Below are 25466 nucleotides of genomic sequence, written 5' to 3' on the forward strand. Positions count from 1 at the left end.
TGAGAGGCTAGGACTTTTGTCCCAGCCTCAATCATAAAAAGCGGACAAAACTAGTTTTCTGACCTACAGAGACTGGTCTTGTTCGCTTTTTTGGCTCTTTGTCAACTGTAGTGAACAACAAGAAAGTATAATGCTCTTCGAAAATCTCTTCAAACCGCGTCAGCTTCGCTTTGGATTATATATGTGACTGACTTCGTCAGTCTTATCTACAACCTCAAAGCAGTGCTTTGAGCAACCTGCGGCTAGCTTGCTCTTTGATTTTCATTGAGTATAAGACAGAGCTAGTTTCTTATTCCTAAATTACCTTTCATTTGATAACATGTTCCCTTAAAGATGTTTAGTCAGATAAAACAAGGATAGTCTTAGCCTAAGCCATTTTGTCAAATGAAATTACGTCCCATATTTCCTCTAAGTTAGTCAAACAATCTTAGTTTTAGAAAGTATGACTAGCTAACTTCAATTTAGAACTTTCATATAACTTCTAAGTGTTATATATTATTAAAACCAATGGGGAACTGTTGCATAAAAATGAGAAAAACGATATAATGAAAGTGTTTTCAATGCTAATGATATAAATGCAATGAAAAATATGAAAAGTCAGTCAAAGTCGTGTTATTAGCTAGTTTGTTATGAATTGGTCTTTTCAATCCAGTGTATCTGTTGTGACAGTCACTAAAAGTTATCGGTATGATTGGAATACCTACTATAAGTCTAGTTTGAATTACCACAGATATAGCTATATTAACATCTCGTCGTGGTCTCGTTATGAAATATAAAGTTGGTTCTGGTTGGAATTTCTATCGTTATGAGGTCATAAACTGCTACAGCGGAGACTTTTAATCGTTAAAGAGTGAGAAAAAGGAGGGTTTGATATGTTAAGGCTTACTCATGTTACCTTAAAAACGCGACAAATCATTTTACAAGATGTAGATTTCACCTTTAAAAAAGGCAGGATTTATGGAGTTCTTGCTATCAATGGCTCTGGAAAGACGACACTATTCCGCGCCATTAGCAACTTAATTCCCATTAGTAGTGGAAATATCACAGTCTCTCCTTCTTTATTTTATTATGAAAGCGTTGAATGGCTGGATGGAAACTTAAGTGGAATGGACTATCTTTGCCTTATAAAAAATATTTGGAAGTCAGACCTGAACTTGAGGGATGAAATCGCCTACTGGGAAATGTCTGACTATGTCAGCCTTCCCATTCGCAAGTATTCCTTAGGTATGAAGCAACGCTTGGTGATTGCCATGTATTTTCTCAGTCAGGCGAAATGTTGGCTCATGGATGAGATAACAAATGGCTTAGATGAATATTATCGACAGAAATTTTTTGATAGGCTGACAGAATTCGATAGACAAGAGCAGCTAGTTCTTTTAAGTTCCCACTACAAAGAGGAGTTAGTGGAGATTTGCGATAGCATCGTAACCATTCATCAGGGTCAGATAGAAGAGGTTTAGTTTATGAAAGATGTTAGTCAATTTTTATTGAAAAAAGTTTTCAAAAGTCGCTTAAACTGGATTATCTTAGCTTTATTTGTCTCTGTACTCGGTGTTACCTTTTATTTCAATAGTCGGACTGCAAACTCAGTCAGCTTGGAGAGTCGGTTGGAAACTCGTATTGCAACTAACGAGAGAGCGATCAATGAAAATGAAGAAAAACTCTCCCAAATGTCTGACACTAGCTCGGAGGAATACCAGTTTGCTAAAGAAAATTTAGACGTGCAAAAAAATCTTTTGACGCAAAAGACAGAAATTCTGACTTTGTTAAAAGAAGGACGCTGGGAAAAGGCTTACTATTTGCAGTGGCAAGCTGAGGAAAAGAGTTATGAAATTGTATCGAACGAACCGACTTCTAGCTCTGACTTAAAAATGGCGGTTGACCGCGAACGAAAGATTTATCAAGCCCTGTATCCCTTAAACATAAAAGCTCATAATTTAGATTATCCGACCCACGGGATTGATCAGATTGTCTGGATTTTAGAGGCTATTATCCCAACCTTGTTTGTGATTGGTATTATTTTTATGCTAACACAACTTTTTGCAGAAAGATATCAAAATCATCTGGACACAGCTCAGTTATATCCTTTTTCAAAAGTGGCATTTGCCATGTCCTCTCTTGGAGTTGGGGTGAGCTATGTGACCGTGCTGTGTATCGGAATCTGTGAATTTTCTTTTCTAGTGGGAAGTCTGATAAGCGGTTTTGGACAGTTAGATTACCCCTACCCGATTTATAACTTAACCAATCAAGAAGTAACTATTGGGAAGATACAAGATGTGTTATTTCCTAGCTTGCTCTTAGCTTTCTTAGCTTTTATCGTTATTGTGGAGGTCGTCTACTTGATCGCTTACTTTTTCAAGCAAAAAATGCCTGTCCTCTTTATTTCACTCATTGGGATTGTTGGCTTGTTGTTTGGTATCCAAACGATCCAGCCTCTTCAGAGTATTGCCCATCTGATTCCCTTTACTTACCTGCGTTCAGTGGAGATTTTGTCTGGAAGATTACCTAAACAAATTGATAATATCAATCTGAATTGGAGCATGGGGATGGTCTTACTGCCTTGCACGATAATTCTTTTGCTATTGGGAATTCTATTTATCGAAAGTTTGGGAAATTCACGAAAAAAGAGTATGTTAAATAGGTGTTAGTTTTTCTATTTCCACTTGATAACTACTTCATGCAATCAAGAATATGAAAGAACATCCGAATCATTGTTAGCTATGAAAAATGAGGGGAAACGAATCTCAGGAGACTCTCAAAATATGAGCCAAAAAAAGTCATCATTAGATAGCTTTTTTGCTATCAAAAGAGTTATAATAAAGGTGAAAATAGTAGGAGAAGAGGAGGAGATAGGATGGCTTATATTGAAATGAAAAATAGCTATAAGAGGTATCATACTGGAGAAACAGAAATCGTAGCCAATCGTGATGTCAACTTCGAGATTGAAAAGGGAGAACTGGTCATTATCCTTGGTTCATCTGGAGCAGGGAAGTCAACAGTTTTAAATATTCTTGGTGGTATGGATACAAACGATGAAGGGCAAGTCTGGATTGATGGGACTAACATTTCTGACTATACCTCCCATCAGAGAACCAACTATCGCAGAGATGACGTTGGCTTTGTCTTTCAGTTTTACAATTTGGTTTCTAACTTGACTGCTAAAGAAAATGTCGAGCTGGCTTCAGAAATTGTTGCCGATGCCTTGGATCCTGAGCAGGTTCTCAAGGATGTAGGCTTAGGTCACCGTCTTAATAATTTTCCAGCCCAGTTGTCAGGTGGTGAGCAACAACGGGTCTCCATTGCTCGAGCTGTGGCTAAAAATCCTAAAATTCTCCTTTGTGATGAACCAACGGGAGCTTTGGACTACCAGACTGGTAAGCAGGTTCTGAAGATTCTGCAAGATATGTCACGTAAAAAAGGGGCCACCGTTATCATCGTGACCCATAATGCTTCTCTAGCTCCTATAGCTGATAGGGTGATTCAGATGCATGATGCCAGTGTCAAGAGTGTTGTCCTAAATCCTCAACCACAGGATATTGATGATTTGGAGTACTGAGATGAAAAGAAAGACATATTGGAAAGACCTGCTCCAGTCTTTCACAGGTTCAAAGGGACGGTTTTTATCCATCCTAACTTTGATGATGTTGGGTTCTTTGGCCGTGGTTGGTCTCAAAGTAGCCAGTCCCAATATGGAGCGAACAGCTTGGGCTTATCTGAAAGATACTAATACGGCAGATGTGACCGTCATAGGAGATTATGGTCTAGATCAGGCAGACCAAGAAGAATTGCAAACTCTATCAGGAGCAGATGTCGAGTTTGGTTATATGACAGATTTGACTCTGGCAAATAGTGAAGATGCCATACGAATCTTTTCAAATACTGATAAGATTTCAAAATTTCAAGTAACGGAAGGGCGTTTGCCTGAAAAAGAAGATGAATTGGCTCTAGCTGATTTTTGGAAAGATCGTTATCAGATTGGTCAAGTCATTCAGTTGAGCCAAAAGAATGGCAGCAATTCTCAGTTGAAGCGGGATAGTTATACCATTACAGGCTTCGTCCACTCTCCAGATATTTTCTCAAAAACGGATATGGGGAGTTCAGCCAGTGGTAATGGGAATCTAGCAGCCTATGGTGTCGTAACTGAAGCAAATTTTAAGAGCTCTGTTTACACGATTGCCCGCCTACGTTTTGCTAGTTTAACAGATGTCAATCCTTTCTCTAGTGTTTACGAAAAGAAGCTAGAGGAAGAAGAGGCAACTCTAAAGAACTTAGTTGCTGATAATGGTCAAGCGCGGCTAGAAAAAATGAAAAAGGACGCTCAAGAGTCCCTTGATGAGGGCAAGAAACAATTAGACGAGGCAGAGACCAACTTGACAGCTGGCAAGAAACGCCTGCAGGAAATCGAAACGCGTCTACAAGCTCAAGAAAATCAAGTGAGCCAACTACCAGAACCACAAAAAAGTCAAGCATCTAGTCAGTTAGGAGAAGCAAAAGAACAACTAAAGCAAGAAAAGGAAAAGCTAAGCCAAGCTGAAACGAATCTGGCGAGCGAAAAGGCTAAGTGGCAGACCAGTCAGGATGAGGTCAATGCTCTGACAGAACCAACCTATCATGTCTACAATCGCAAGAGTTCTCCTACTGGTCAAGGTTACCTCATGTATAGTAACTCGGCTATGAGTATTCGTGCCGTAGGGAATATTTTTCCAGTTGTTCTCTATGCTGTAGCAGCCATGGTTACCTTTACCACCATGACACGATTTGTAGACGAGGAAAGGACCAATGCTGGTATCTTTAAGGCTTTAGGCTACCATAGCAAGGATATCATTGCTAAGTTTGTGATTTACGGTCTAGTTGCTAGTACTCTTGGCACTCTACTAGGAATTCTGATTGGTCACTACATCCTAGCACCTACTATTTCGCATATCATCACTAAGCGAATGATCGTTGGTGAGAGTCAGCAGTATTTCTATTGGACTTATAGTTGCTTGGCTTTGGGACTAAGCTTAGTAGCTAGTGTCCTACCTGCCTACCTTGTATCTCGTAGAGAATTGCATGAAGAAGCAGCACAATTATTACTACCCAAGCCACCAGTCAAAGGTTCTAAAATTCTCTTGGAGCGGATAACATTTATCTGGTCACGTTTGAGTTTTACTCAGAAGGTGACAGCCCGCAACATTTTCCGTTATAAGCAGCGTATGCTGATGACCATTTTTGGAGTTGCTGGTTCAGTAGCCCTCCTCTTTGCAGGACTTGGGATTCAATCCTCTGTGGTTGGAGTGGCAGACAGGCAGTTTAAGGATCTGCAACAATACCAGATGGTTCTCTCTGTCAATTCTCGAGCTTCTGATTCTGATAAGGCAAAGCTAGAAGAAAAATTGCAGAGTGATGAAGTTGAAAACTATCGTTTAATTTCTTCCAAACAGGTTGAGGAAAAGTATGCTGGCAAGGCAGGTGTTCAAACCGTGACCATGATGGTAACGGATCAAGATGACCTGGGTCCCTTTGTCCATTTAGAAAAAAATGGGGAAAAACTGAGCTTATCTAACGGACTTGTTCTGACTGAAAAATTAGCCCAGTTGGCAGGAGTTTCACTTGGTGACAACTTTACAATAGATGGGAAAACCTTTAAGGTTGGAGCCATTACCGAACACTACGTGGGCCATTTTGTTTATATGAATCAGGCGACCTATGAGAAAATTTATGGTCAAGCTCCTAAGATGAACACCTATCTGGTCCAACTCAAGGATAAAAGTGAAAGAAATACTGAAACCGTCGCAGGAGAATTTATGGATCTAGCTGCTGTCAGTGGTCTCGTTCAAAACGCCTCCACCATTCAGCTCTTTGAAAGTTTTGCCAATTCTCTGAATCACACCATGGCGATTTTGGTGCTGGTATCGGTGCTATTAGCCATCGTGATTCTCTATAATTTGACCAATATCAATGTTGCTGAACGGATTCGGGAACTCTCAACTATCAAAGTTCTTGGTTTTCATAACAAAGAAGTGACCCTTTACATCTATCGGGAAACCATCCTATTGTCACTAATTGGAATGATTGTAGGATTGGTATCAGGCTTTTATCTCCATCAATTTCTCATTCAGATGATCGCACCCGGTACCTTCCGTTTTCAACCAAAGGTCGGCTGGGAAGTTTATCTCATTCCAGTTCTAGCTGTCAGTGTCATTTTGACCATCCTAGGAGTTTTTGTCAATCATTATCTCCGAAAGGTGGATATGCTAGAAGCCCTCAAGTCTGTAGAATAATTAGTAGAAGACAAAAACAAATAAGAAAGCCCTTTGTGGCTTTTTTATTTTCATAAAAATGGTAAAATAGTAAGAGTAGAAATGGAGTTCTAGATATGAAACGAATTGATCAATTTGAAAATAAGAAAGTATTAGTCCTAGGATTGGCAAAATCTGGTGAATCTGCAGCTCGTCTTTTGGACAAGCTAGGTGCCATTGTGACAGTGAATGATGGCAAGCCTTTTGAGGAAAATCCAGCTGCGCAAAGTCTCTTGGAAGAGGGTATCAAGGTTGTCACTGGTGGACATCCTTTGGAATTATTGGATGAAGATTTTGCCCTCATGGTGAAGAATCCAGGAATCCCTTATAGCAATCCTATGATTGAAAAAGCTCTAGAAAAAGGCATTCCAGTATTGACAGAGGTTGAATTAGCCTACCTGATCTCAGAAGCACCAATTGTTGGAATTACAGGTTCTAATGGTAAGACAACGACCACCACAATGATTGGAGAAGTTCTGACTGCTGCGGGGCAAAATGGACTTTTATCAGGGAATATCGGATATCCTGCTAGTCAAGTGGCTCAAACTGCGACAGATAAGGATACTCTTGTCATGGAGCTATCCTCTTTCCAATTAATGGGAATCCAGGAATTCCATCCTGAAATTGCTGTTATCACCAACCTGATGCCAACCCATATCGACTATCATGGTTCTTTTGAAGCCTACGTTGAAGCCAAGTGGAATATTCAAAGCAATATGACAGCTGCTGATTACCTAGTTTTGAACTTCAATCAGGAATTAGCCAAAGAACTTGCTACAAAAACAAATGCAACTGTAGTACCATTCTCAACACTTGAAAAGGTTGACGGTGCTTATCTTGAAGATGGTTATCTATACTTCCGTGGCGAAAAGGTCATGGCGGCTGATGAAATCGGTGTTCCAGGTAACCACAATGTGGAAAATGCTCTTGCAACCATTGCTGTTGCTAAACTGCGTGGTGTTGACAATGAAACGATTAAGGAAACCTTGTCAGCCTTTGGTGGCGTTAAACACCGTCTCCAATTTGTAGACCAAATCAATGGGGTGAAATTCTACAACGATAGTAAGTCAACCAATATCTTGGCAACTCAAAAAGCCTTGTCTGGATTTGACAATAGCAAGGTTGTCTTGATTGCTGGTGGTTTGGACCGTGGTAATGAGTTTGACGAATTAGTTCCAGACATCACTGGTCTTAAGAAAATGGTCATTCTCGGTCAGTCTGCAGAACGTGTCAAGCGTGCAGCGGATAAGGCTGGTGTGGCTTATGTGGATGCAACAGATATTGCGGATGCAACTCGCAAGGCTTATGAACTTGCGGAAGAAGGAGATGTGGTTCTCCTCAGTCCTGCTAATGCTAGCTGGGATATGTATGCTAACTTTGAAGTACGTGGAGATCTTTTCATCGACACTGTAGCGGAGTTAAAGGGATAATATGAAAAAAATAGTATTTACAGGTGGGGGAACGGTTGGACACGTTACCCTCAACCTTTTGTTAATGCCTAAGTTCATCGAAGATGGCTGGGAAGTCCACTATATTGGTGATAAGAACGGAATTGAGCATCATGAAATCCTCAAGTCAGGTTTAGATGTCACCTTCCATTCTATTGCAACTGGGAAATTGCGCCGCTATTTCTCATGGCAAAATATGGTTGACGTCTTTAAAGTTGCGTTTGGAATCCTTCAATCGCTCTTTATCATGTTACGTGTTCGTCCGCAGGCCCTCTTTTCTAAGGGGGGATTTGTGTCCGTTCCTCCTGTTATTGCAGCGCGAGTATGTAGAGTACCAGTCTTTATCCACGAGTCTGACCTCTCTATGGGCTTAGCCAATAAAATCGCTTATAAGTTTGCGACCAAGATGTACTCTACTTTTGAGCAAGCATCTAGTCTCACTAAGGTAGAGCATGTAGGAGCTGTGACCAAGGTTTCTGGCCCAATCATGGAAGAACCTGAAGAAATGGTGGACATCCGAACTTATTTTGATAGCAAACTACCAACTCTTCTCTTTGTTGGAGGTTCTGCTGGTGCGCGTGTCTTTAACCAATTAGTTACAGACCACAAGGAAGAGTTGACTAGTCGCTACAATATCATCAACCTGACAGGTGATGCTAGTTTAAATGAACTAAGCCAACACCTCTATCGTGTTGACTATGTGACTGACCTCTATCAACCGCTCATGAATCTGGCTGATGTGGTCATTACTCGTGGTGGTGCCAATACCATCTTTGAACTCCTTGCTATGGCTAAATTGCATGTCATTGTGCCACTCGGGCGTGAAGCTAGCCGTGGAGACCAGATTGAAAATGCGGCTTACTTTGTGAAAAAAGGCTATGCTGAGGAGTTGCAAGAGAGTGACTTGACCTTGTCTACTTTAGAAGAAAAAGTAAGCAAGCTTTTGACCCACAAAGAAGACTACCAGAACACGATGAAGAATTCTCATGAATTAAAATCTGTGGCGGATTTTTATGCGCTACTAAAAAAAGATCTATCATAAGGAAAATCGATGTCAAAGGATAAGAAACAAGAGCCAACTCAAGGCAAGGAATTGTCAGAGTGGCAAAAACGAAATCAAGAATATCTTCAAAAAAAGGCTGAAGAAGAGGCCCAACTAGCCAAAGAAAAGGCCCAAGCAGATGCCAATAAAAAAGAAGTTTCAAAAGCTCTAGAAGAAGCCACCTTATCAGAGTGGCAGAAGCAGAACCGTGAATATCTGCTTAAAAAAGCTGAAGAAGAGATCAAGGAAGAACAAGAGTCAGACTTATCTGAAGATACTGAGGCAGAAGAGGATTCAGATTCTAATCCTGAAGAGCAGAAGGAGAGTGCAGAAGACCAGTCCTCTCCTGAGAATGAGGAGGAAACTACTGAACCAGAACAAGTAGCAGAAGAGGACGAAAAATCTGAAGAAACAAAAGTAGAAGAAAAGAGATCTAAGTCTAAGAAAAAGATTGCTAAGCCTTCTATTCCAAGTGTTCATATCTGGCGTGCTGTTACGATTCTAATCCCAAGTTTGCTTGTCTTGTTCTTTTCGATCTATCTTTTGACGCCATACTCAACTTTGAAAAACATACAGGTTACTGGTACGGTAGAGACCAATGCAGACCAAATCAAAGAGGCTTCAGGGATTCGTGATAGTGACTATACCTTTGATCTGCTCCTCAATAAAGACAAGCATGCTGAGATGATTAAGTCCAATCACTGGATTGAATCTGCGAGCATTCACTATCAATTTCCGACCAATTTTACCATCCAGGTCAAGGAATACGGGATTGTAGCCTATTATGTTTCTGGAGAGGATCATTATCCGATTCTTTCTAGTGGGACGGTGGAAACCAGTCCAGTTAGTCTAGTCAGTCTTCCTGAAACCTATATGTCTGTACTCTTTAACGATGAGCAGCAAGTCAAAACCTTGATTGAACAACTGGCTGAAGTCAGCCCAGAGATTAAGCAAGCTATCAAAACGATTGAATTGGCTCCAAGCAGTGTAACCAGTGATCTGCTCAAAATTACCATGTATGATACGGATGAGGTTTTGGTTCCTTTATCAGAACTAGGTAAAAAATTGCCTTACTATAGCAAGATTAAACCTCAATTAACAGTTCCAAGCGGTATTGATATGGAAGTTGGGATCTATAGTTATAGCTTGACGGATAAGGCTTTAGAAGAAGCAAGAATCAAGGCCAAAGAAGAGGAGAAGAAAAAGCAGGAGGAAGAAAAGAAAAAACAAGAGGAACAGGGTAATCAAAACCAAACAACTCAACAATCACAAAGTCGATAAACTTGAGAACATTCTATCGGCTTGATTGTGAGTCTTGGCTTTAAAGTTCTTCGGAAACTAGTTTTTACTTGACAAGTCCCGCTTTAAATAATAGAATAGTAAAAAACCTTTAAAGCAGTCCAGAGAGGCAGCTAAGGTTAGACGGTGAAAGGGTGGATTCTACCCATTTTTCGTGGAACCTTGCTGTTGGCAGGTTCCTTTTTTGTAGTCTTTTTGACGGAAGCTGGGCTGATAAGAAAGATAAGAGGAGAAACGCATGCGTGAAAGTCGCCCAGTCATAGCTCTGGATTTTCCAAGTTTTGAAGAAGCCAAGGAGTTCTTAGCCCTATTTCCAGCAGAGGAAAAGCTCTATGTCAAAGTAGGAATGGAAATCTACTATGCTGTAGGGCCTGAAGTTGTCCGCTATTTGAAGTCATTAGGATATAGTGTCTTTTTGGATCTCAAACTGCATGATATTCCCAATACAGTCAAATCAACCATGAAAATTTTATCGAACCTGGGAGTTGACATGACCAATGTGCAGGCAGCAGGTGGGGTTGAGATGATGCAAGCAGCGCGTGAAGGATTGGGAGACAAGGGGATTCTCATAGCTGTGACCCAATTAACCTCAACCTCGGAGGAACAAATGCAAGAGTGTCAAAATATCCAAACCAGCCTCCAAGAGTCGGTTATCCACTATGCCCAGAAAACAGCTGAAGCTGGTCTAGATGGAGTCGTTTGCTCGGCTCAAGAAGCCAAGCTTATCAAACAAGCAACTCATGAAGACTTTATCTGTCTGACACCAGGGATTCGCCCAAGAGGGACAGAAGCAGGGGATCAGAAACGGGTAGTAACCCCAGGAGAAGCTTACCAGATTGGCAGTGACTACATCGTAGTTGGCCGTCCGATTACGCAAGCAACTGATCCAGTCGCAGCTTATCATGCTATCAAGGATGAGTGGAACCAAGACTGAAATTAAAGAAATAGATTATAAAAACAAAAGGAGTAGACCATGACACTTGCTAAAGATATTGCTAGCCATCTATTGAAAATTCAAGCCGTTTACCTCAAACCAGAAGAACCTTTTACTTGGGCATCAGGTATCAAGTCACCGATTTATACGGACAACCGTGTGACGCTTGCTTATCCAGATACTCGTAGCTTGATTGAAAATGGTTTTGTGGAAGCTATTAAGGCAGAATTCCCAGAAGTAGAAGTGATTGCAGGAACAGCGACTGCAGGCATTCCTCATGGTGCCATCATCGCTGACAAGATGAACTTGCCATTTGCCTATATCCGTAGCAAACCAAAAGACCATGGTGCTGGAAATCAAATCGAAGGCCGTGTAGCCCAAGGACAAAAGATGGTCGTTGTCGAAGATTTGATTTCAACTGGTGGTTCAGTTCTCGAAGCCGTTGCAGCAGCCAAACGTGAAGGAGCTGATGTTCTTGGAGTTGTGGCTATCTTCAGCTATCAATTGCCAAAAGCAGATAAGAACTTTGCGGATGCTGGTGTCAAACTAGTAACCCTTTCAAACTACAGCGAACTGATTCATCTAGCTCAAGAAGAAGGCTATATCACACCAGAAGGACTCGACCTCCTAAAACGTTTTAAAGAAGACCAAGAAAATTGGCAAAAAGCTTAAGGTATATAAAAATCAGGTAATCACTAGGATTACCTGATTTCTTTTTGTGATTTCATTGAGTATTAGTCTACTTTTCCACCTTCAACAACTAGGTCATCTGCTTTAGCAGCGTCACCGTAAGTTGGGTGAAGTGTTTTTTCATAGGCCTTGTGGAAGAAGTTTTCTTTACCTAATTTTTCGATTTCTTGGTTGATGTAGTCGAGTAGTTCTTGGTTTCCTTTTTGGACTGCTGGCGCAATAGTATCTGGATCGCCTAGAGAAGAAATTCCTACCTCATATCCTTTGTTTTCAAGTGCCCAAGCTAGAACTTCAGTATTATCAGTAGAGAAGGCATCTCCACGTCCGTCAAGAAGGGCTTGGTAGGCATCGCTATATTGGTCATATTTTTGAAGTTTCACTTCTGGGTGATTTTTCTCAAAGTAAGTTTCAGCAGTAGTTCCTTTTGTAACGATCAAGGTTTTGCCTTCAAGTTCTTTAACGTCTTTGATAACTTTATCTTTTGGTGACACAACACCGAGAGAAACTTTCATGTAAGGAAGGGCAAAGTCAACTTGTTTTTTACGTTCGTCAGTAACTGTGAAGTTGGCAAGTGTGATATCAACCTTGTTTGAAATCAAGTATTCAGCACGGTTGGCAGCATCAACTGATACATATTTCGGTTTGACACCAAGGTCTTTAGCTAATTGGTTTCCTAATTCGATATCGTAACCTTGGTAAGAACCATCGTTGTCAACATAACCAAATGGTTTTTTATCTCCAAATACCGCGATTCGAAGTTCGCCACTTTTCTTAATTTCATCAATAGTACGAGCTTTGGCAGTTGCCTTAGTAGATGAAGCATCAGAGCTTCCGCCTGAACTACAAGCTGTGACAAAGATAAGCGCAAATGCTAGAGCAAAAACAGTTAGAATTGGTTTTAGTAGTTTCATAATAATCTCCTTTAGTTATTATAAGTATGAGCCAAACTGGCTAAAGTCAAAGACGTTTAAAAATTCTTGTGCTCGTTTGGTTTGTGGATTTGTGAAGAATTCCTGAGCAGTTCCTTCTTCAGCAATTTTCCCTTGGTCAAGGAAGATAATGCGGTCCGCAATGGCTTGGGCAAACTGCATTTCATGGGTTACCAGAATCATGGTACGCCCTTCTTGAGCCAAGTCATTGATAAGTTCCAGAACCTCACGCACCATTTCTGGATCCAGTGAAGCCGTCACCTCGTCAAAAAGAATGATTTCTGGATGCATGAGAAGGGCACGAACGATGGCTACCCGTTGCTTTTGTCCACCAGATAATTGACGAGCGAAGCTATGTTGTTTATCTAGAAGTCCAACACGCTCTAGTAGTTGCAGAGCTTCTTCAGTGACTTCTTTTTTGTCTCTTCCTTGAGCCTTGATAGGGCCTAAGATAAGGTTTTGAAGGACATCTAAGTGAGGAAAGAGTTCATAACTTTGAAAGACCATGCCGATTTTTTGGCGAACCAAGTGAAAATCTTTTTTATTTTCAACGATGGACTGGCCATCCAGCAGGATATCTCCTCCTTGAATACTTTCTAAACCATTGAGGCAACGAAGTAGGGTACTTTTCCCACAACCAGACGGCCCTAGGATGACGACCACTTCCCCCTTTTTAACATCTAGGGAAAGTCCTTGGAGGATAGGATTGTCTCCGAAGGATTTTTTTAGTTCCTTGATTTCTAAAATAGTTTCAGACATTTAGTTCCTCCAATGTTTTTCTAAGTGAGTAGATAGTTTGGAAATAGGGAAGCAAACCGCGAAATACAAGACTAGGATGGTTCCATAAATCCAAAAGGAAGCGGTTGGGATAGTCAAACGATTGCTATCTATAATTTGTTGTCCAACTTTGGTAACTTCAACAACCCCAATCAAAACAACCAAGGAAGTCGTTTTAATCATCCGAGTGACAAGGTTGATGGCTTGTGGGAGCAATCTTCTTAAGACCTGAGGGATGATGATGTAGTAGTAGAGTTGAAATTTAGTTAAGCCAAGTGCTTGTCCACTCTCAAATTGATGTTTAGGCAGGGAAGTGATAGCTCCACGAACTAAGTCACCCATCTCAGCTGTTCCCCAGAGGGTGAAAACGATAATAGCAGAAGTCTCACCAGAAATATTGATATTAAAGTTTCGAGCTAAACCAAAGTAAACGATGAAAAGGAGCACCAGCTGGGGCATGATACGGATAAATTCTAGATAAAAACGAGTCAAGAAACGAATCACTCTAGAATGAGAAGTCATGATAATTCCCATAACCGTTCCGAAAATCATGGATAAGAGGACAGACAGGATAGAAATCCCAATCGTGACTCCCAATCCTTGTAGGATTCTCAGAAGATTATTTCCCTGAAAGAGTACTTGCATTCCCGAATCCTGCATGACGGAGCCTCCTTTCTATCCAACTAAAGACTAGTGAAATAGGTAGAAGCATGATAAGGTAAGCAACCACCAACATAGCTAACGCAATATCTGTCTCATAATAGAGTCCAATCAAATCCTTAGCAACGTACATAAGGTCAGCAAGGGCAACTGCTGAGAAGACAGAAGTTTCCTTAATCAGGAAAATAACATTGGCACTAAAAGATGGTAGAGCCACAGCAGTCGCTTGTGGAAGAACCACGTAGCGAAAGACCTGAAAAGGTGTGAGGCCAATAGCTAAACCAATTTCATGCTGGGTTTGACTGACGGCTTCTAGCCCGCTTCGGAAGGATTCTGCCATGTAGGAACCACCTAAGAAGATGAGCCCGACTGTTGCACAGACTTCTGAAGAAAGAACAATCCCTATTCGAGGTAGACCGAAGTAGAGAAAGAAAAGTTGTATCAAAAGGGGTGTATTTCGTGATAATTCTATATAGGCTGTTGCCAGTTGTGAGAAAACAGGAACTCGGTAATGCCGGATGACGCTGACGATTAGCCCCAGCAAAAAAGAACCTAAAATCCCCCAAACTGCAATATGCAAAGTCAGAAAGAATGCCTTTTGATAGAGTGGTAGATATTGTTCAACAATGGACCAATCCAAAAGTAGAACCTCCCATCTAGGAAAATGATACAGTTATTGTAGCATTAAAAGAGAGCTTTGGATAATATGTATTTTTTATTGTGGTGATAAAAAATATTTATAGAGGCGATAAATTTTAAAAATGTTATTTTATGATTGACAAATGTAGATTATAGGTGTATAGTAATAATTGTGATTGACAAATGTAGATTTTAGAGGAGATAACCATGCAGATTTCAGATGCAGAATGGCAGGTCATGAAGATTATCTGGATGCAGGGCGAGCAGACTAGTACGGATCTGATAAAAGTATTAGAAAAAAGATTCAGCTGGTCTAAGTCCACGATCCAGACACTCTTGGCCCGTTTGGTGGAGAAAGAATGTTTGACTCGGGAAAAACAGGGCAAGTCCTTTGTCTATTCGGCCCTTTTAACGCTAGATGATAGTAGGGGCTTAATGGTTCAGGATATCAAAGACAAGCTTTGTTCCCGCAGAATAAAGCTCTTGCTAGCTGATTTGATTGAAGAATGTGACTTTACCCTAGCTGACTTGGAAGGTTTGGAAGAAGTGATTTCAAAGAAAAAAGCAAGTGCTGTAACAGAAGTAAGATGTAATTGTATGTAAAGGAGACGCTATGTTAAATCTATTTGTATCTATTGTTGTTTTAGGAATGATTGCTTTTATCCTCTTTTGGTTTTTCAAAAAACCGCAAGAAGATGCTAAGAGAGCCCAGCAAAAAAATGGCTATCAGGAGATTCGAGTGGAGGTCATGGGAGGATATACTCCAGAAACCATTATCCTCAAAAAATCGCAACCTGCTCGCATTATTTTTGATCGAAAAGATCCTTCACCTTGCTTGGACCAAATCGTTTTCCCAGACTTTGGAGTGCATGCAGATCTGCCTATGGGAGACCAATATGTGGTTGAAATCACACCTGAAGAAGCAGGTGAGTATGGTTTCTCTTGTGGCATGAATATGATGCACGGTAAGATGATTGTAGAATAGGAGAATGATATGACTGAAATTGTAAAAGCAAGCCTTGAAAATGGTGTTCAAAAAATCCGTATCACGGCAGACAAAGGCTACCATCCAGCCCATATTCAACTACAAAAAGGGATTCCTGCTGAGATTACCTTTCATCGTGTGACACCTTCAAACTGCTATAAGGAGATTCTCTTCGAAGAAGAAGGGATTCTAGAACCAATCGCTCAAGACGAGGAAAAAGTCATTCGCTTTACGCCTCAAGACTTGGGGGAGCATGAATTTTCATGCGGGATGAAGATGCAAAAGGGAACCTACACCGTTGTTGAAAAAACTAAAAAATCTCTCAGTCTTTTACAACGTTTTTGGATTACTAGTATCTTTACTGTGCCTCTTGTGATTCTCATGATTGGGATGTCTACAGGAGGAATTAGTCACCAAGTCATGCGTTGGGGCACCTTTTTAGCCACAACACCCATTATGCTGGTAGCTGGAGTTCCATATATCAGAAGCGCCTGGGCTAGTTTTAAAAAGCACAATTCCAACATGGATACCTTGGTTGCTCTGGGAACCCTAGTGGCCTATTTCTATAGCTTAGTTGCCCTCTTCACTGGTCTGCCCGTTTACTTTGAAAGTGCTGCATTTATCCTCTTCTTCATTCTTTTGGGAGCAGTTTTTGAGGAAAAAATGCGAAAAAATACTTCGCAGGCAGTCGAAAAATTATTAGACCTACAAGCAAAAACAGCAGAGGTTTTGCGTGATGATGTTTATGTTCAAATACCTCTAGAACAAGTCAAAGTTGGGGACCTCATTCGCGTTCGACCAGGTGAAAAAATTGCCGTTGATGGTATTGTCTTAGAAGGTGAAACGAGTATTGATGAGTCAATGGTAACTGGGGAAAGTATTCCAGTCGATAAATCAGTTGGAGATGCTGTCATTGGTTCAACTATCAATAATAGTGGTACGATCATCTTTAGAGCTGAAAAAGTGGGTTCTGAGACTATGTTGGCTCAGATTGTGGACTTTGTGAAAAAAGCGCAAACGAGTCGTGCTCCTATTCAAGATTTGACAGACAGGATTTCTGGGATTTTTGTACCAGCAGTTGTCATTTTAGGACTTCTTACTTTTTGGATCTGGTTTGTTTTCCTAGGGGAAAGCTTTGTGACTTCACTTCTCTATGGTGTTGCTGTTTTGATAATTGCCTGCCCTTGTGCTCTTGGACTTGCGACACCGACAGCACTCATGGTTGGAACAGGACGAAGTGCCAAGATGGGGATTCTTCTCAAAAATGGTACAGTTTTACAGGAAATCCAAAAAGTCCAAACGGTTGTTTTTGATAAGACAGGAACCTTGACCGAAGGGAAGCCAGTAGTGACAGATGTTATTGGTGATGAAAAAGAAGTGCTAAGTTTGGCTGCTTCACTGGAAGATGTATCTCAACACCCGCTAGCTCAAGCTATTGTTAATCGTGCATCTGAACTAGGAATTAGCCTTTACCCAGTGGAAAACTTCCAAGCCTTGCATGGAAAAGGTGTGACTGGGATTATTAATGGTAAACAAGTCTTGCTGGGGAATGCCAAACTCTTAGATGATCTTGCTATTCCCCATGATTATCAAGAACGATTTGATTTGCTTGAGAAAGAAGCAAAAACAGTTGTCTTCTTATCAGTAGATGGTGAACTAAAAGGCTTAATTGCCTTGCAGGATGTCCCTAAGGAAAATGCCAAAGAAGCTATTGCTAAATTGAAAAAACGTGGTCTTAGAACGGTCATGCTTACCGGAGATAATGCTGGAGTAGCGCATGCGATTGCAGAGCAAATTGGAATCGAAGAAGTGATCGCAAATGTCTTGCCAGAGGAAAAGGCACATGAAATTCACAAGCTTCAAAAGAATGGCAAATTGGCCTTTGTTGGAGATGGCATCAATGATGCACCAGCTCTTAGTGTGGCCGATGTCGGAATTGCTATGGGTTCTGGAACAGATATTGCTATCGAATCAGCAGATCTTGTCCTTACAACCAACAATTTACTAGGATTGGCACGTGCTTTTGATATGAGTAAGAAGACCTTTAATCGTATCCTACTCAATCTTTTCTGGGCTTCTATCTATAACCTCATTGGTATTCCGATTGCAGCAGGAGTCTTTTCAGGGCTTGGTTTGGTGCTCAATCCAGAACTTGCAGGCTTAGCCATGGCCTTTAGTTCAGTATCTGTTTTAATCAGCTCTCTTATGCTTAATTTTACTAAAGTCGATTAATACTCTTCGAAAATCTCTTCAAACCACGTCAGCTTTATCTGCAACCTCAAAGCCGTGCTTTGAGCAACCTGCGGCTAGCTTCCTAGTTTGCTCTTTGATTTTCAGAGTATAAAAAGGCGGTCTTAACCGCTTTTTTCTATTCTAAAACAGATTTTCAAAACGTTTTCAATCTGTACTGTAATAGAGAATGAAGTTTTCTGAGCACATTCTTATGAAACTAAAAGTAAATGTGATAAATTAGGAGTGTAAATTTACTGAATCGTTTTCAAAAAACATATAAAAGCGCTTTTATTATTCATCAAATTAATTTTTAAGGAGAGTTATCATTATGACTCAAGGGAAAATTACTGCATCTGCAGCAATGCTTAACGTATTGAAAACATGGGGCGTAGACACAATCTACGGTATCCCATCAGGAACACTCAGCTCACTAATGGACGCTTTGGCTGAAGACAAAGATATCCGTTTCTTGCAAGTTCGCCACGAAGAAACAGGTGCTCTTGCAGCGGTTATGCAAGCTAAATTTGGCGGATCTATCGGTGTTGCAGTTGGTTCAGGTGGACCTGGTGCGACTCACTTGATCAACGGTGTTTACGATGCAGCTATGGATAACACTCCATTCCTTGCTATCCTTGGATCACGTCCAGTTAACGAATTGAACATGGATGCCTTCCAAGAATTGAACCAAAACCCAATGTACAACGGTATCGCTGTTTACAACAAACGTGTAGCTTACGCAGAGCAATTGCCAAAAGTTATTGACGAAGCTTGCCGTGCTGCCGTTTCTAAAAAAGGTCCAGCTGTCGTTGAAATTCCAGTAAACTTTGGTTTCCAAGAAATCGACGAAAACTCATACTACGGTTCAGGTTCATACGAGCGTTCATTCATCGCTCCTGCTTTGAACGAAGTTGAAATCGACAAAGCTGTTGAAATTTTGAACAACGCTGAACGTCCAGTTATCTACGCTGGTTACGGTGGTGTTAAAGCTGGTGAAGTAATCACTGAATTGTCACGTAAAATCAAAGCACCAATCATCACAACTGGTAAAAACTTCGAAGCGTTCGAATGGAACTATGAAGGTTTGACAGGTTCTGCTTACCGTGTTGGTTGGAAACCAGCCAACGAAGTGGTCTTTGAAGCAGACACAGTTCTTTTCCTTGGTTCAAACTTCCCATTTGCTGAAGTTTACGAAGCATTCAAGAACACTGAAAAATTCATCCAAGTCGATATCGACCCTTACAAACTTGGTAAACGTCACGCCCTTGACGCTTCAATCCTTGGTGATGCAGGTCAAGCAGCTAAAGCTATCCTTGATAAAGTAAACCCAGTTGAGTCTACTCCATGGTGGCGTGCAAACGTGAAGAACAACCAAAACTGGCGTGATTACATGAACAAACTCGAAGGTAAAACTGAGGGTGAATTGCAATTGTATCAAGTTTACAATGCAATCAACAAACATGCTGATCAAGACGCTATCTACTCAATCGACGTAGGTGACACTACTCAAACATCTACTCGTCACCTTCACATGACACCTAAGAACATGTGGCGTACATCTCCACTCTTTGCGACAATGGGTATTGCCCTTCCTGGTGGTATCGCTGCTAAGAAAGACAATCCAGATCGCCAAGTATGGAACATCATGGGTGACGGTGCATTCAACATGTGCTACCCAGACGTTATCACAAACGTTCAATACGACCTTCCAGTTATCAACGTTGTCTTCTCAAATGGTAAATATGCCTTCATCAAGGACAAATACGAAGACACAAACAAACACTTGTTTGGTTGTGACTTCCCTAACGCTGATTATGCGAAAATCGCTGAAGCTCAAGGTGCTGTTGGATTTACAGTAGACCGTATCGAAGACATCGATGCAGTTGTTGCTGAAGCTGTTAAATTGAACAAAGAAGGTAAAACTGTTGTTATCGATGCTCACATCACTCCACATCGTCCACTTCCAGTAGAAGTACTTGAGTTGGATCCAAAACAACACTCAGAAGAAGCTATTAAAGCCTTCAAGGAAAAATACGAAGCAGAAGAACTCGTACCATTCCGCCTCTTCTTGGAAGAAGAAGGATTGCAATCACGCGCAATTAAATAATTCCTCTCGTCGAAAATCAAATGTAAATTTTGTAGATTTTATTCTTTGATTTTCATAGAGAGAAACTTGAAAAGATCGGAGCAATCCGGTCTTTTTGTGGAGGACAGTAAATGAATTTAAATCAATTAGATATTATCGTGTCAGATGTTCCCCAAGTCTGTGCTGAATTAGAGAGTATCTTGGATAAAAAGGCGGACTATGTGGATAACAGTTTTGCTCAGTTCACGATTGGCAGTCACTGTCTCATGTTATCCCAAAATCATTTGATTCCTTTGGAAAATTTTCAGTCAGGAATCATTCTACACATTGAGGTTGAGGATGTCGACCAGAACCAGAAGCGGTTAAAAGAGATTGGTATCGAGATTTTACACGGTCCTTGTGAAACGGATTGGGGAACAGAATCCCTGTTAGTTAAAGGCCCTGCTGGTCTAGTCATTGATTTTTATCGTATGAAATAGGATGCCTAGTCATTTGAAGATAACCTTAACTATTCTTAAAACAGAATGTGAGAATATGAACTATTGAAAGATCGGAGCAATCCGGTTTTTTTTCTGTTATGCGATTTTCAGTCCGTCTCGTTCCATTAGGTGCGAGACAAAAAACCACCCGCTGACGGGTGGTTATGATTTCTACACTTATTGTTTGGCTTCCTGTTTTAATTGTTGCACCTGTTCCTTGTACTGGAGAAGCTCCTTGTCTTTTTTATGGATAGTCGTTTCTGCTTCAGCAATGCGGCTTTTCAGCTCTTGAGTCTTGCCATGGTGATAGCTAAAACCAATAGCACTACCAACAATGATCCCGATTACTAGACAAGTAAAAATCACCAAAATCAAGGGAGCAGATAGTTGTGTAAAGACAAGACTGACAGTTACTGTTTGACGATTGAGCAGACCAAAGGAGATCACAATGACTAATAAGATCAAACCGCCAATTAGATAAGCCTTATCTTTCAGTGACAATTCATTAAATTTTTTTAGCATAAGTTCCTTTTCTCCTGACTATGTTGATAGAAAATTACACACCATTTAGGTATTAACAAAATTCATTTTACTAGAAAATTTCGATACTGTCAATAATTTCTAACAGCTTATTTACCATCAATCGATTCATTGAAAAGGAGTATTCATTTTCTAATATTTGATTGACTAAACAGATCGGAGCAATCCAGTCTTTTTTCTGTTCCCTCTTTCTTCTCACAAGATTGTGATAGTTTACATCTTTATAACAAAAGCTTCAAAGTCTTGATTGTTTTGAAAGAAGATTATAAAATAAGATTCAGTAAAAATGAAATAGGTTTTGAAAATAACTGAAAAACAAATGAAAATGTTAGGTTGGGTAGCGACCTTTATGTCTGTTATGATGTATATGTCTTACTTCCCACAAATCATGGACAATCTGGCTGGTCAAAAAGGAAATTTCATTGAGCCCTTGGTTGCAGCGATCAACTGTAGTCTATGGGTCTACTACGGTCTTTTCAAAAAAGAAAGAGATATCCCCCTTGCAGCAGCGAATGCACCAGGTATTATTTTTGGCCTAGTAACCGCTATCACAGCTTTGATTTAAAAGGAACAGAGGAGACTAGTTTTCAGTCTTCTTTTTTTGTTTCCGGGGAGGCTATTTGCTTTTTCGAGAGGATAATTTTTTAAAAAACAATCTGATCAACTTAAATAGTAGAATAGTATCAGTATGTCACAGTATTTTATAAGAAAAGGTTTCAGAATGAGCTATAATATAAGTAAATGAACAAGCAAATAAGAAAGTTGAGTAGACTTATGACCGAAAAACTGACTTTTCCGGATGGTTTCGGCTGGAACAGGCGAAATGAACAAGCGCTATGGCTTTATCTATGTGGATCGAGATAACGCAGGAAATGGGACTCTCAAACGTAGCAAGAAGAAATCCTTCTACTGGTACAAGGATGTCATTGCCAGCAATGGTGCAAGCATTGAGTAGAGCACATTTGTTCACTATTTTTATAAAATCTTCTCCCTAATTTATAAGATGTGAAAAAGAGTTCAATTCGAACTCTTTTTTTGCTATAATGAGGGGAGAAAAATCAGACAGGAGATTGACATGTCAGAACCGTTATTTTTACAATCAGTTATGCAAGAAAAAATCTGGGGTGGAACCAAGCTACGTGATGAGTTTAGCTACGACATTCCAAGTGAAAAAATCGGAGAATACTGGGCCATCTCAGCCCATCCAAATGGAGTCTCTAAAGTTGCCAATGGTCGCTTTGAAGGAACAGACCTAGCTACTTTGTATGCAGAGCACCGTGAATTGTTTGGCAATCGTCCAGAGCCTGTATTTCCACTTTTGACCAAAATCCTCGATGCCAACGACTGGCTCAGCGTCCAAGTCCATCCAGACGATGCCTATGGACTAGAGCATGAAGGCGAACTTGGAAAAACAGAGTGCTGGTATATCATCGCAGCAGATGAAGGTTCAGAGATTATTTACGGTCACAATGCTAAGTCAAAAGAAGAACTCCGTCAGCAAATCGAAGATAAGAACTGGGATGCCTTGCTTACAAAAGTACCTGTTAAGGCTGGAGATTTCTTCTATGTACCAAGTGGAACCATGCATGCTATCGGTGCGGGAATCTTGATTCTTGAAACGCAACAGTCTAGTGATACAACCTACCGTGTTTATGACTTTGACCGCAAGGATGATAATGGTAACTTGCGCGAGCTTCACCTTGAAAAATCCATCGATGTTCTAAATATTGGTGAGCCTGCTAACAGCCGTCCTGTAACTGTCAAAGCAGACGATTTGCGTTCAACTCTCCTTGTATCCAATGAATTCTTCGCAGTCTACAAGTGGGAAATCACTGGAAAAGTTGACTTCGAAAAGACAGCTGACTATAGCTTGTTGAGTGTCTTAGCTGGTCAAGGGAAACTAACTGTGGACAGTAAAGATTATCCAATTCAAAAAGGTAGCCACTTTATCTTACCAAGCGATGTTGAAACTTGGACACTTGAAGGACAAGATTTGGAATTGATTGTTAGCCATCCGTAAAAAGAAAGGACCTGAGTTCATTACTCAAGTCCTTTTTTATAGTTACATAAACTGGGCGATAAAGACCACGATGATTATGATTGGGATGATAAAACGAAGAAGGAAGAGCCAGACTTGGAAAAGTCCTTGTTTCCACGGTGTTTCATCAAGATGGAGTTCCTCCATAGCCAATGCTTTTTTGAAGACATAGCCTGTAAAGAGAGACAAGCAGAGGGCACCAAAGGGCATGAGGAGATTAGAAACCAAAAAATCCATAGCATCAAAGAAGGTCTTCCCAAAGATTTGAACGTCTGCCATGACACCGTAGGATAGGGCTGAAGGGATACCAAATACAAAAGTCAAAACCCCTAAAATCATACTCCACTTAGCACGTTTGCGATTGTCTTGGTTGGTGATGTTGCCTACATTGATTTCCAGCATCACGACAGAAGAAGTGACCGTCGCAAAGAGGAAGAGCAAGAGAAAGAGAATATAGAAAATACTTCCAAAAGGCATCTTGTCAAAGAGTTGTGGCAAGACGATAAAGAGAAGACTTGGACCACCTTCAGACTGGATGTTAAAGGCTGACATAGCTGGGAAAATGGCTAATCCTGCCATGATCGATACAGAGATGTTCATGGCAACGATGGACATACCTGATTGGACCAGATTGGTTTTCTTATCTAAGTAAGAAGCATAGGTCAACATGGCTGTAACCCCGAGGGATAAAGCAAAGAAAGATTGTCCCAGAGCATAGAGGAGTCCAGCACTTGTCAGTTTTGAAAAGTCAGGTTTGAGGAAGTAAACCACACCTTCCATGGCATTAGGCAAGCTGAGAGAGCGCCCGATGATAATGACAAAGATGATAAAGAGCAGGGGCATCATAACTTTCGATGCTCTTTCAATTCCTTTTTGAACTCCCTTAGATACGATAAAGATGTTGAGGAAGATAAAGAGGGCTTGGGAACCAAGGGCAATCCATGGATTTGAAATAATGTCTGTGAAGAGCTGGGCATAATCACTGCTAATCCCAACTTGGAAGGCTTTAGCAATAGCGATACCTAGATACACTAAAACCCATCCCCCAATAACACTGTAAAAGGATAAGAGGATGAAAAGGGCAAAGGCACCGATCCAACCGATAAAATTGTAGTTCTTGTTATTGCCCAATTTTCCAAAGGTTTTGATTGCTGACACGCCAGCGCTCCGACCAAGTGCGAATTCAGCAAGCAAAAGTGGGAAACCAATCAATAGTGTCGAGATGAGAAAGACCAGTAAAAATCCTCCTCCACCATTAGCAGCGGTCATATAAGGGAATTTCCAAACGGCCCCAAGACCAATAGCAGAACCAGCAGATGCAAGGATAAAGCCTAGCTTAGATCCCCATTGCGATTTTTCAGACATTGTTAAACTCCGATCTATTTTTTAAAATAAGAAAAGGCTACTTGAGTTGTCAAATAGCCTTCTCTCAATGGCTCTTTATGAGCTTTTTATTTGATTGATAGACTTGATTATCCTATCATGATTTTTCAAGTCTGTCAAGAAAGCGATTTTCATGTTTTTATAAAAAATATGATAAAATACTTGACTCTCCTCAAAGGGGAGGGTATATACTATTTATGTGAGGAGGAAATCATGTACCATATCAAAGAAGCTGCGCAGCTTTCAGGCGTCTCTATCAAGACCCTTTACCATTATGATAAGATAGGACTCTTGGTTCCGTTAAAGTCAGAGAATGGCTATCGAACCTACAGTCAAGAGGATTTAGAACGACTACAGATTATCCTCTATTACAAGTATCTAGGTTTTTCTTTAGAAAAAATAGCAGAGCTATTGAAGGAAGAAAAGATGAACTTGTTACCACATTTGACGAGACAGCTGGATTACCTGACTCGAGAAAGACAACATCTGGATACCTTAATTTCAACCTTACAAAAAACCATTCAAGAACAAAAAGGAGAAATAAAAATGACCATTCAAGAAAAATTCACTGGATTTAGCTATCAAGACAATCAAAAATACCACCAAGAGGCGGTAGAAAAATATGGCCAGGAAGTCATGGACCAGGCTCTCGAGCGTCAAAAAGGACGAGAGGATGAAGCTACAACAGCCTTTAATCAAATCTTTCAAACCTTGGCTCAAAATCTAAAATCTGGTCTGCCGATAACAGCATCTGAAAACCAAGAGGAAGCAGCCAAACTCTTGCAAGCCATCCGTACTTATGGATTTGACTGTTCTATGGAAGTCTTCGGTCATATCGGAAAAGGCTATGTCTATAATCCAGAGTTTAAGGAAAATATTGACAAATTTGGATCTGGAACAGCTCAGTACACATCAGATGTTATTGCCCACTATGTAAGCACACAAACTCGATAAAACTCAAAGACTAAGCTAAGGCTGACAAAGCCAGTAACAGAAATTTATACTCTTCGAAAATCTCTTCAAACCA

At 40.5% G+C, this 25466-nt stretch carries 23 protein-coding genes and 2 pseudogenes; 19 read left to right on the forward strand and 6 right to left on the reverse strand.

The window, feature by feature from the left end; translation table 11 throughout:
• Window positions 1-629: 629 nt before the first annotated feature.
• From HMPREF2728_RS11050 to pyrE, 10 genes and pseudogenes are all read left to right on the forward strand, one after another.
• Window positions 630-840 (forward strand): annotated as a pseudogene (locus tag HMPREF2728_RS11050) (hypothetical protein).
• 32 nt (window positions 841-872) lie between these two features.
• A complete protein-coding gene (locus tag HMPREF2728_RS03965) occupies window positions 873-1460 on the forward strand; it encodes an ABC transporter ATP-binding protein (protein ID WP_075227111.1) in 588 nt (195 codons plus the stop codon).
• Between the two features lie 3 nt (window positions 1461-1463).
• Window positions 1464-2648 carry a hypothetical protein gene (locus HMPREF2728_RS03970; RefSeq protein ID WP_075227112.1) on the forward strand — a complete coding sequence of 395 codons (1185 nt, stop codon included), beginning with the start codon at window positions 1464-1466 and terminating at the stop codon, window positions 2646-2648.
• Between the two features lie 206 nt (window positions 2649-2854).
• Window positions 2855-3556, forward strand: a complete 702-nt coding sequence (locus HMPREF2728_RS03975; RefSeq protein ID WP_075227113.1) for an ABC transporter ATP-binding protein — start codon at window positions 2855-2857, stop codon at window positions 3554-3556.
• Between the two features lies 1 nt (window position 3557).
• Window positions 3558-6263, forward strand: a complete 2706-nt coding sequence (locus HMPREF2728_RS03980; RefSeq protein ID WP_075227114.1) for an FtsX-like permease family protein — start codon at window positions 3558-3560, stop codon at window positions 6261-6263.
• Window positions 6264-6358: 95 nt separating this feature from the next.
• Window positions 6359-7711 carry a UDP-N-acetylmuramoyl-L-alanine--D-glutamate ligase gene (murD, locus tag HMPREF2728_RS03985; RefSeq protein WP_075227115.1) on the forward strand — a complete coding sequence of 451 codons (1353 nt, stop codon included), beginning with the start codon at window positions 6359-6361 and terminating at the stop codon, window positions 7709-7711.
• 1 nt (window position 7712) lies between these two features.
• The gene (locus tag HMPREF2728_RS03990; RefSeq protein WP_075227116.1) at window positions 7713-8771 is read left to right on the forward strand and encodes a UDP-N-acetylglucosamine--N-acetylmuramyl-(pentapeptide) pyrophosphoryl-undecaprenol N-acetylglucosamine transferase; all 1059 of its coding nucleotides are present in this window, start codon (window positions 7713-7715) and stop codon (window positions 8769-8771) included.
• Between the two features lie 9 nt (window positions 8772-8780).
• Complete coding sequence (locus HMPREF2728_RS03995; protein ID WP_075227117.1) at window positions 8781-10052, forward strand: cell division protein FtsQ/DivIB; 1272 nt, start codon at window positions 8781-8783, stop codon at window positions 10050-10052.
• A gap of 256 nt (window positions 10053-10308) precedes the next feature.
• Window positions 10309-11004, forward strand: a complete 696-nt coding sequence (pyrF, locus tag HMPREF2728_RS04000) for an orotidine-5'-phosphate decarboxylase (protein ID WP_075227118.1) — start codon at window positions 10309-10311, stop codon at window positions 11002-11004.
• Between the two features lie 39 nt (window positions 11005-11043).
• The gene (gene pyrE / locus HMPREF2728_RS04005; protein ID WP_049503207.1) at window positions 11044-11676 is read left to right on the forward strand and encodes an orotate phosphoribosyltransferase; all 633 of its coding nucleotides are present in this window, start codon (window positions 11044-11046) and stop codon (window positions 11674-11676) included.
• A 62-nt stretch (window positions 11677-11738) separates the two neighbouring features.
• Here pyrE and HMPREF2728_RS04010 read toward each other — a convergent pair whose 3' ends face one another.
• The 4 genes from HMPREF2728_RS04010 to HMPREF2728_RS04025 are packed head-to-tail and all read right to left on the reverse strand — an operon-like array spanning window position 11739 to window position 14700.
• Window positions 11739-12605, reverse strand: a complete 867-nt coding sequence (locus HMPREF2728_RS04010) for a cysteine ABC transporter substrate-binding protein (RefSeq protein ID WP_075227119.1) — start codon at window positions 12603-12605, stop codon at window positions 11739-11741.
• 18 nt (window positions 12606-12623) lie between these two features.
• Complete coding sequence (locus HMPREF2728_RS04015) at window positions 12624-13382, reverse strand: amino acid ABC transporter ATP-binding protein (protein ID WP_060956040.1); 759 nt, start codon at window positions 13380-13382, stop codon at window positions 12624-12626.
• Window positions 13383-14060, reverse strand: a complete 678-nt coding sequence (locus HMPREF2728_RS04020) for an amino acid ABC transporter permease (protein WP_045763229.1) — start codon at window positions 14058-14060, stop codon at window positions 13383-13385.
• Entirely contained in the window at window positions 14020-14700 is a 681-nt protein-coding gene (locus HMPREF2728_RS04025; RefSeq protein ID WP_060956039.1) for an amino acid ABC transporter permease, read from the reverse strand. Before HMPREF2728_RS04025 ends, HMPREF2728_RS04020 begins: the two co-directional genes overlap by 41 nt.
• A 206-nt stretch (window positions 14701-14906) precedes the next feature.
• On the opposite strand from HMPREF2728_RS04025, the gene HMPREF2728_RS04030 reads away from it, so the two are divergent.
• The 5 genes from HMPREF2728_RS04030 to HMPREF2728_RS04050 all read left to right on the forward strand — a co-directional run bounded on the left by HMPREF2728_RS04030 (window position 14907) and on the right by HMPREF2728_RS04050 (window position 20478).
• Window positions 14907-15302 (forward strand): CopY/TcrY family copper transport repressor, encoded by a 396-nt coding sequence (locus tag HMPREF2728_RS04030; protein ID WP_045763230.1) that lies wholly within the window; start codon window positions 14907-14909, stop codon window positions 15300-15302.
• A 10-nt stretch (window positions 15303-15312) separates the two neighbouring features.
• On the forward strand, window positions 15313-15684 hold the full coding sequence (locus tag HMPREF2728_RS04035) for a cupredoxin domain-containing protein (RefSeq protein WP_000933322.1): 372 nt from the start codon (window positions 15313-15315) through the stop codon (window positions 15682-15684).
• A gap of 9 nt (window positions 15685-15693) precedes the next feature.
• On the forward strand, window positions 15694-17916 hold the full coding sequence (locus HMPREF2728_RS04040) for a heavy metal translocating P-type ATPase (RefSeq protein ID WP_075227120.1): 2223 nt from the start codon (window positions 15694-15696) through the stop codon (window positions 17914-17916).
• Window positions 17917-18244: 328 nt separating this feature from the next.
• Window positions 18245-20020, forward strand: a complete 1776-nt coding sequence (spxB, locus tag HMPREF2728_RS04045; RefSeq protein WP_006148113.1) for a pyruvate oxidase — start codon at window positions 18245-18247, stop codon at window positions 20018-20020.
• 110 nt (window positions 20021-20130) lie between these two features.
• Window positions 20131-20478, forward strand: coding sequence for a VOC family protein (locus HMPREF2728_RS04050; protein ID WP_004252348.1), 348 nt, complete (start codon window positions 20131-20133; stop codon window positions 20476-20478).
• 177 nt (window positions 20479-20655) lie between these two features.
• Here HMPREF2728_RS04050 and HMPREF2728_RS04055 read toward each other — a convergent pair whose 3' ends face one another.
• A complete protein-coding gene (locus HMPREF2728_RS04055; RefSeq protein WP_049503129.1) occupies window positions 20656-21000 on the reverse strand; it encodes a LapA family protein in 345 nt (114 codons plus the stop codon).
• A 322-nt stretch (window positions 21001-21322) separates the two neighbouring features.
• Between HMPREF2728_RS04055 and HMPREF2728_RS04060 the strand changes: the two genes are divergently transcribed.
• From HMPREF2728_RS04060 to manA, 3 genes and pseudogenes are all read left to right on the forward strand, one after another.
• A complete protein-coding gene (locus tag HMPREF2728_RS04060) occupies window positions 21323-21583 on the forward strand; it encodes a SemiSWEET family transporter (RefSeq protein ID WP_025170330.1) in 261 nt (86 codons plus the stop codon).
• A gap of 234 nt (window positions 21584-21817) precedes the next feature.
• A pseudogene (locus HMPREF2728_RS10325) lies at window positions 21818-21973 on the forward strand (family 1 glycosylhydrolase); the annotation flags it as partial.
• A gap of 120 nt (window positions 21974-22093) precedes the next feature.
• Window positions 22094-23038: a mannose-6-phosphate isomerase, class I gene (gene manA, locus HMPREF2728_RS04065; protein WP_075227121.1), complete on the forward strand. Its 945-nt coding sequence runs from the start codon at window positions 22094-22096 to the stop codon at window positions 23036-23038.
• A 42-nt stretch (window positions 23039-23080) separates the two neighbouring features.
• Here the strand turns inward: manA and HMPREF2728_RS04070 are convergent, their stop codons facing one another.
• The gene (locus tag HMPREF2728_RS04070; protein ID WP_075227122.1) at window positions 23081-24421 is read right to left on the reverse strand and encodes a sodium-dependent transporter; all 1341 of its coding nucleotides are present in this window, start codon (window positions 24419-24421) and stop codon (window positions 23081-23083) included.
• 231 nt (window positions 24422-24652) lie between these two features.
• On the opposite strand from HMPREF2728_RS04070, the gene HMPREF2728_RS04075 reads away from it, so the two are divergent.
• The gene (locus tag HMPREF2728_RS04075) at window positions 24653-25393 is read left to right on the forward strand and encodes a MerR family transcriptional regulator (protein WP_075227123.1); all 741 of its coding nucleotides are present in this window, start codon (window positions 24653-24655) and stop codon (window positions 25391-25393) included.
• Window positions 25394-25466: the final 73 nt, after the last annotated feature.

This window comes from Streptococcus sp. HMSC061D10, from assembly GCF_001808865.1.
GTDB lineage: Bacteria > Bacillota > Bacilli > Lactobacillales > Streptococcaceae > Streptococcus.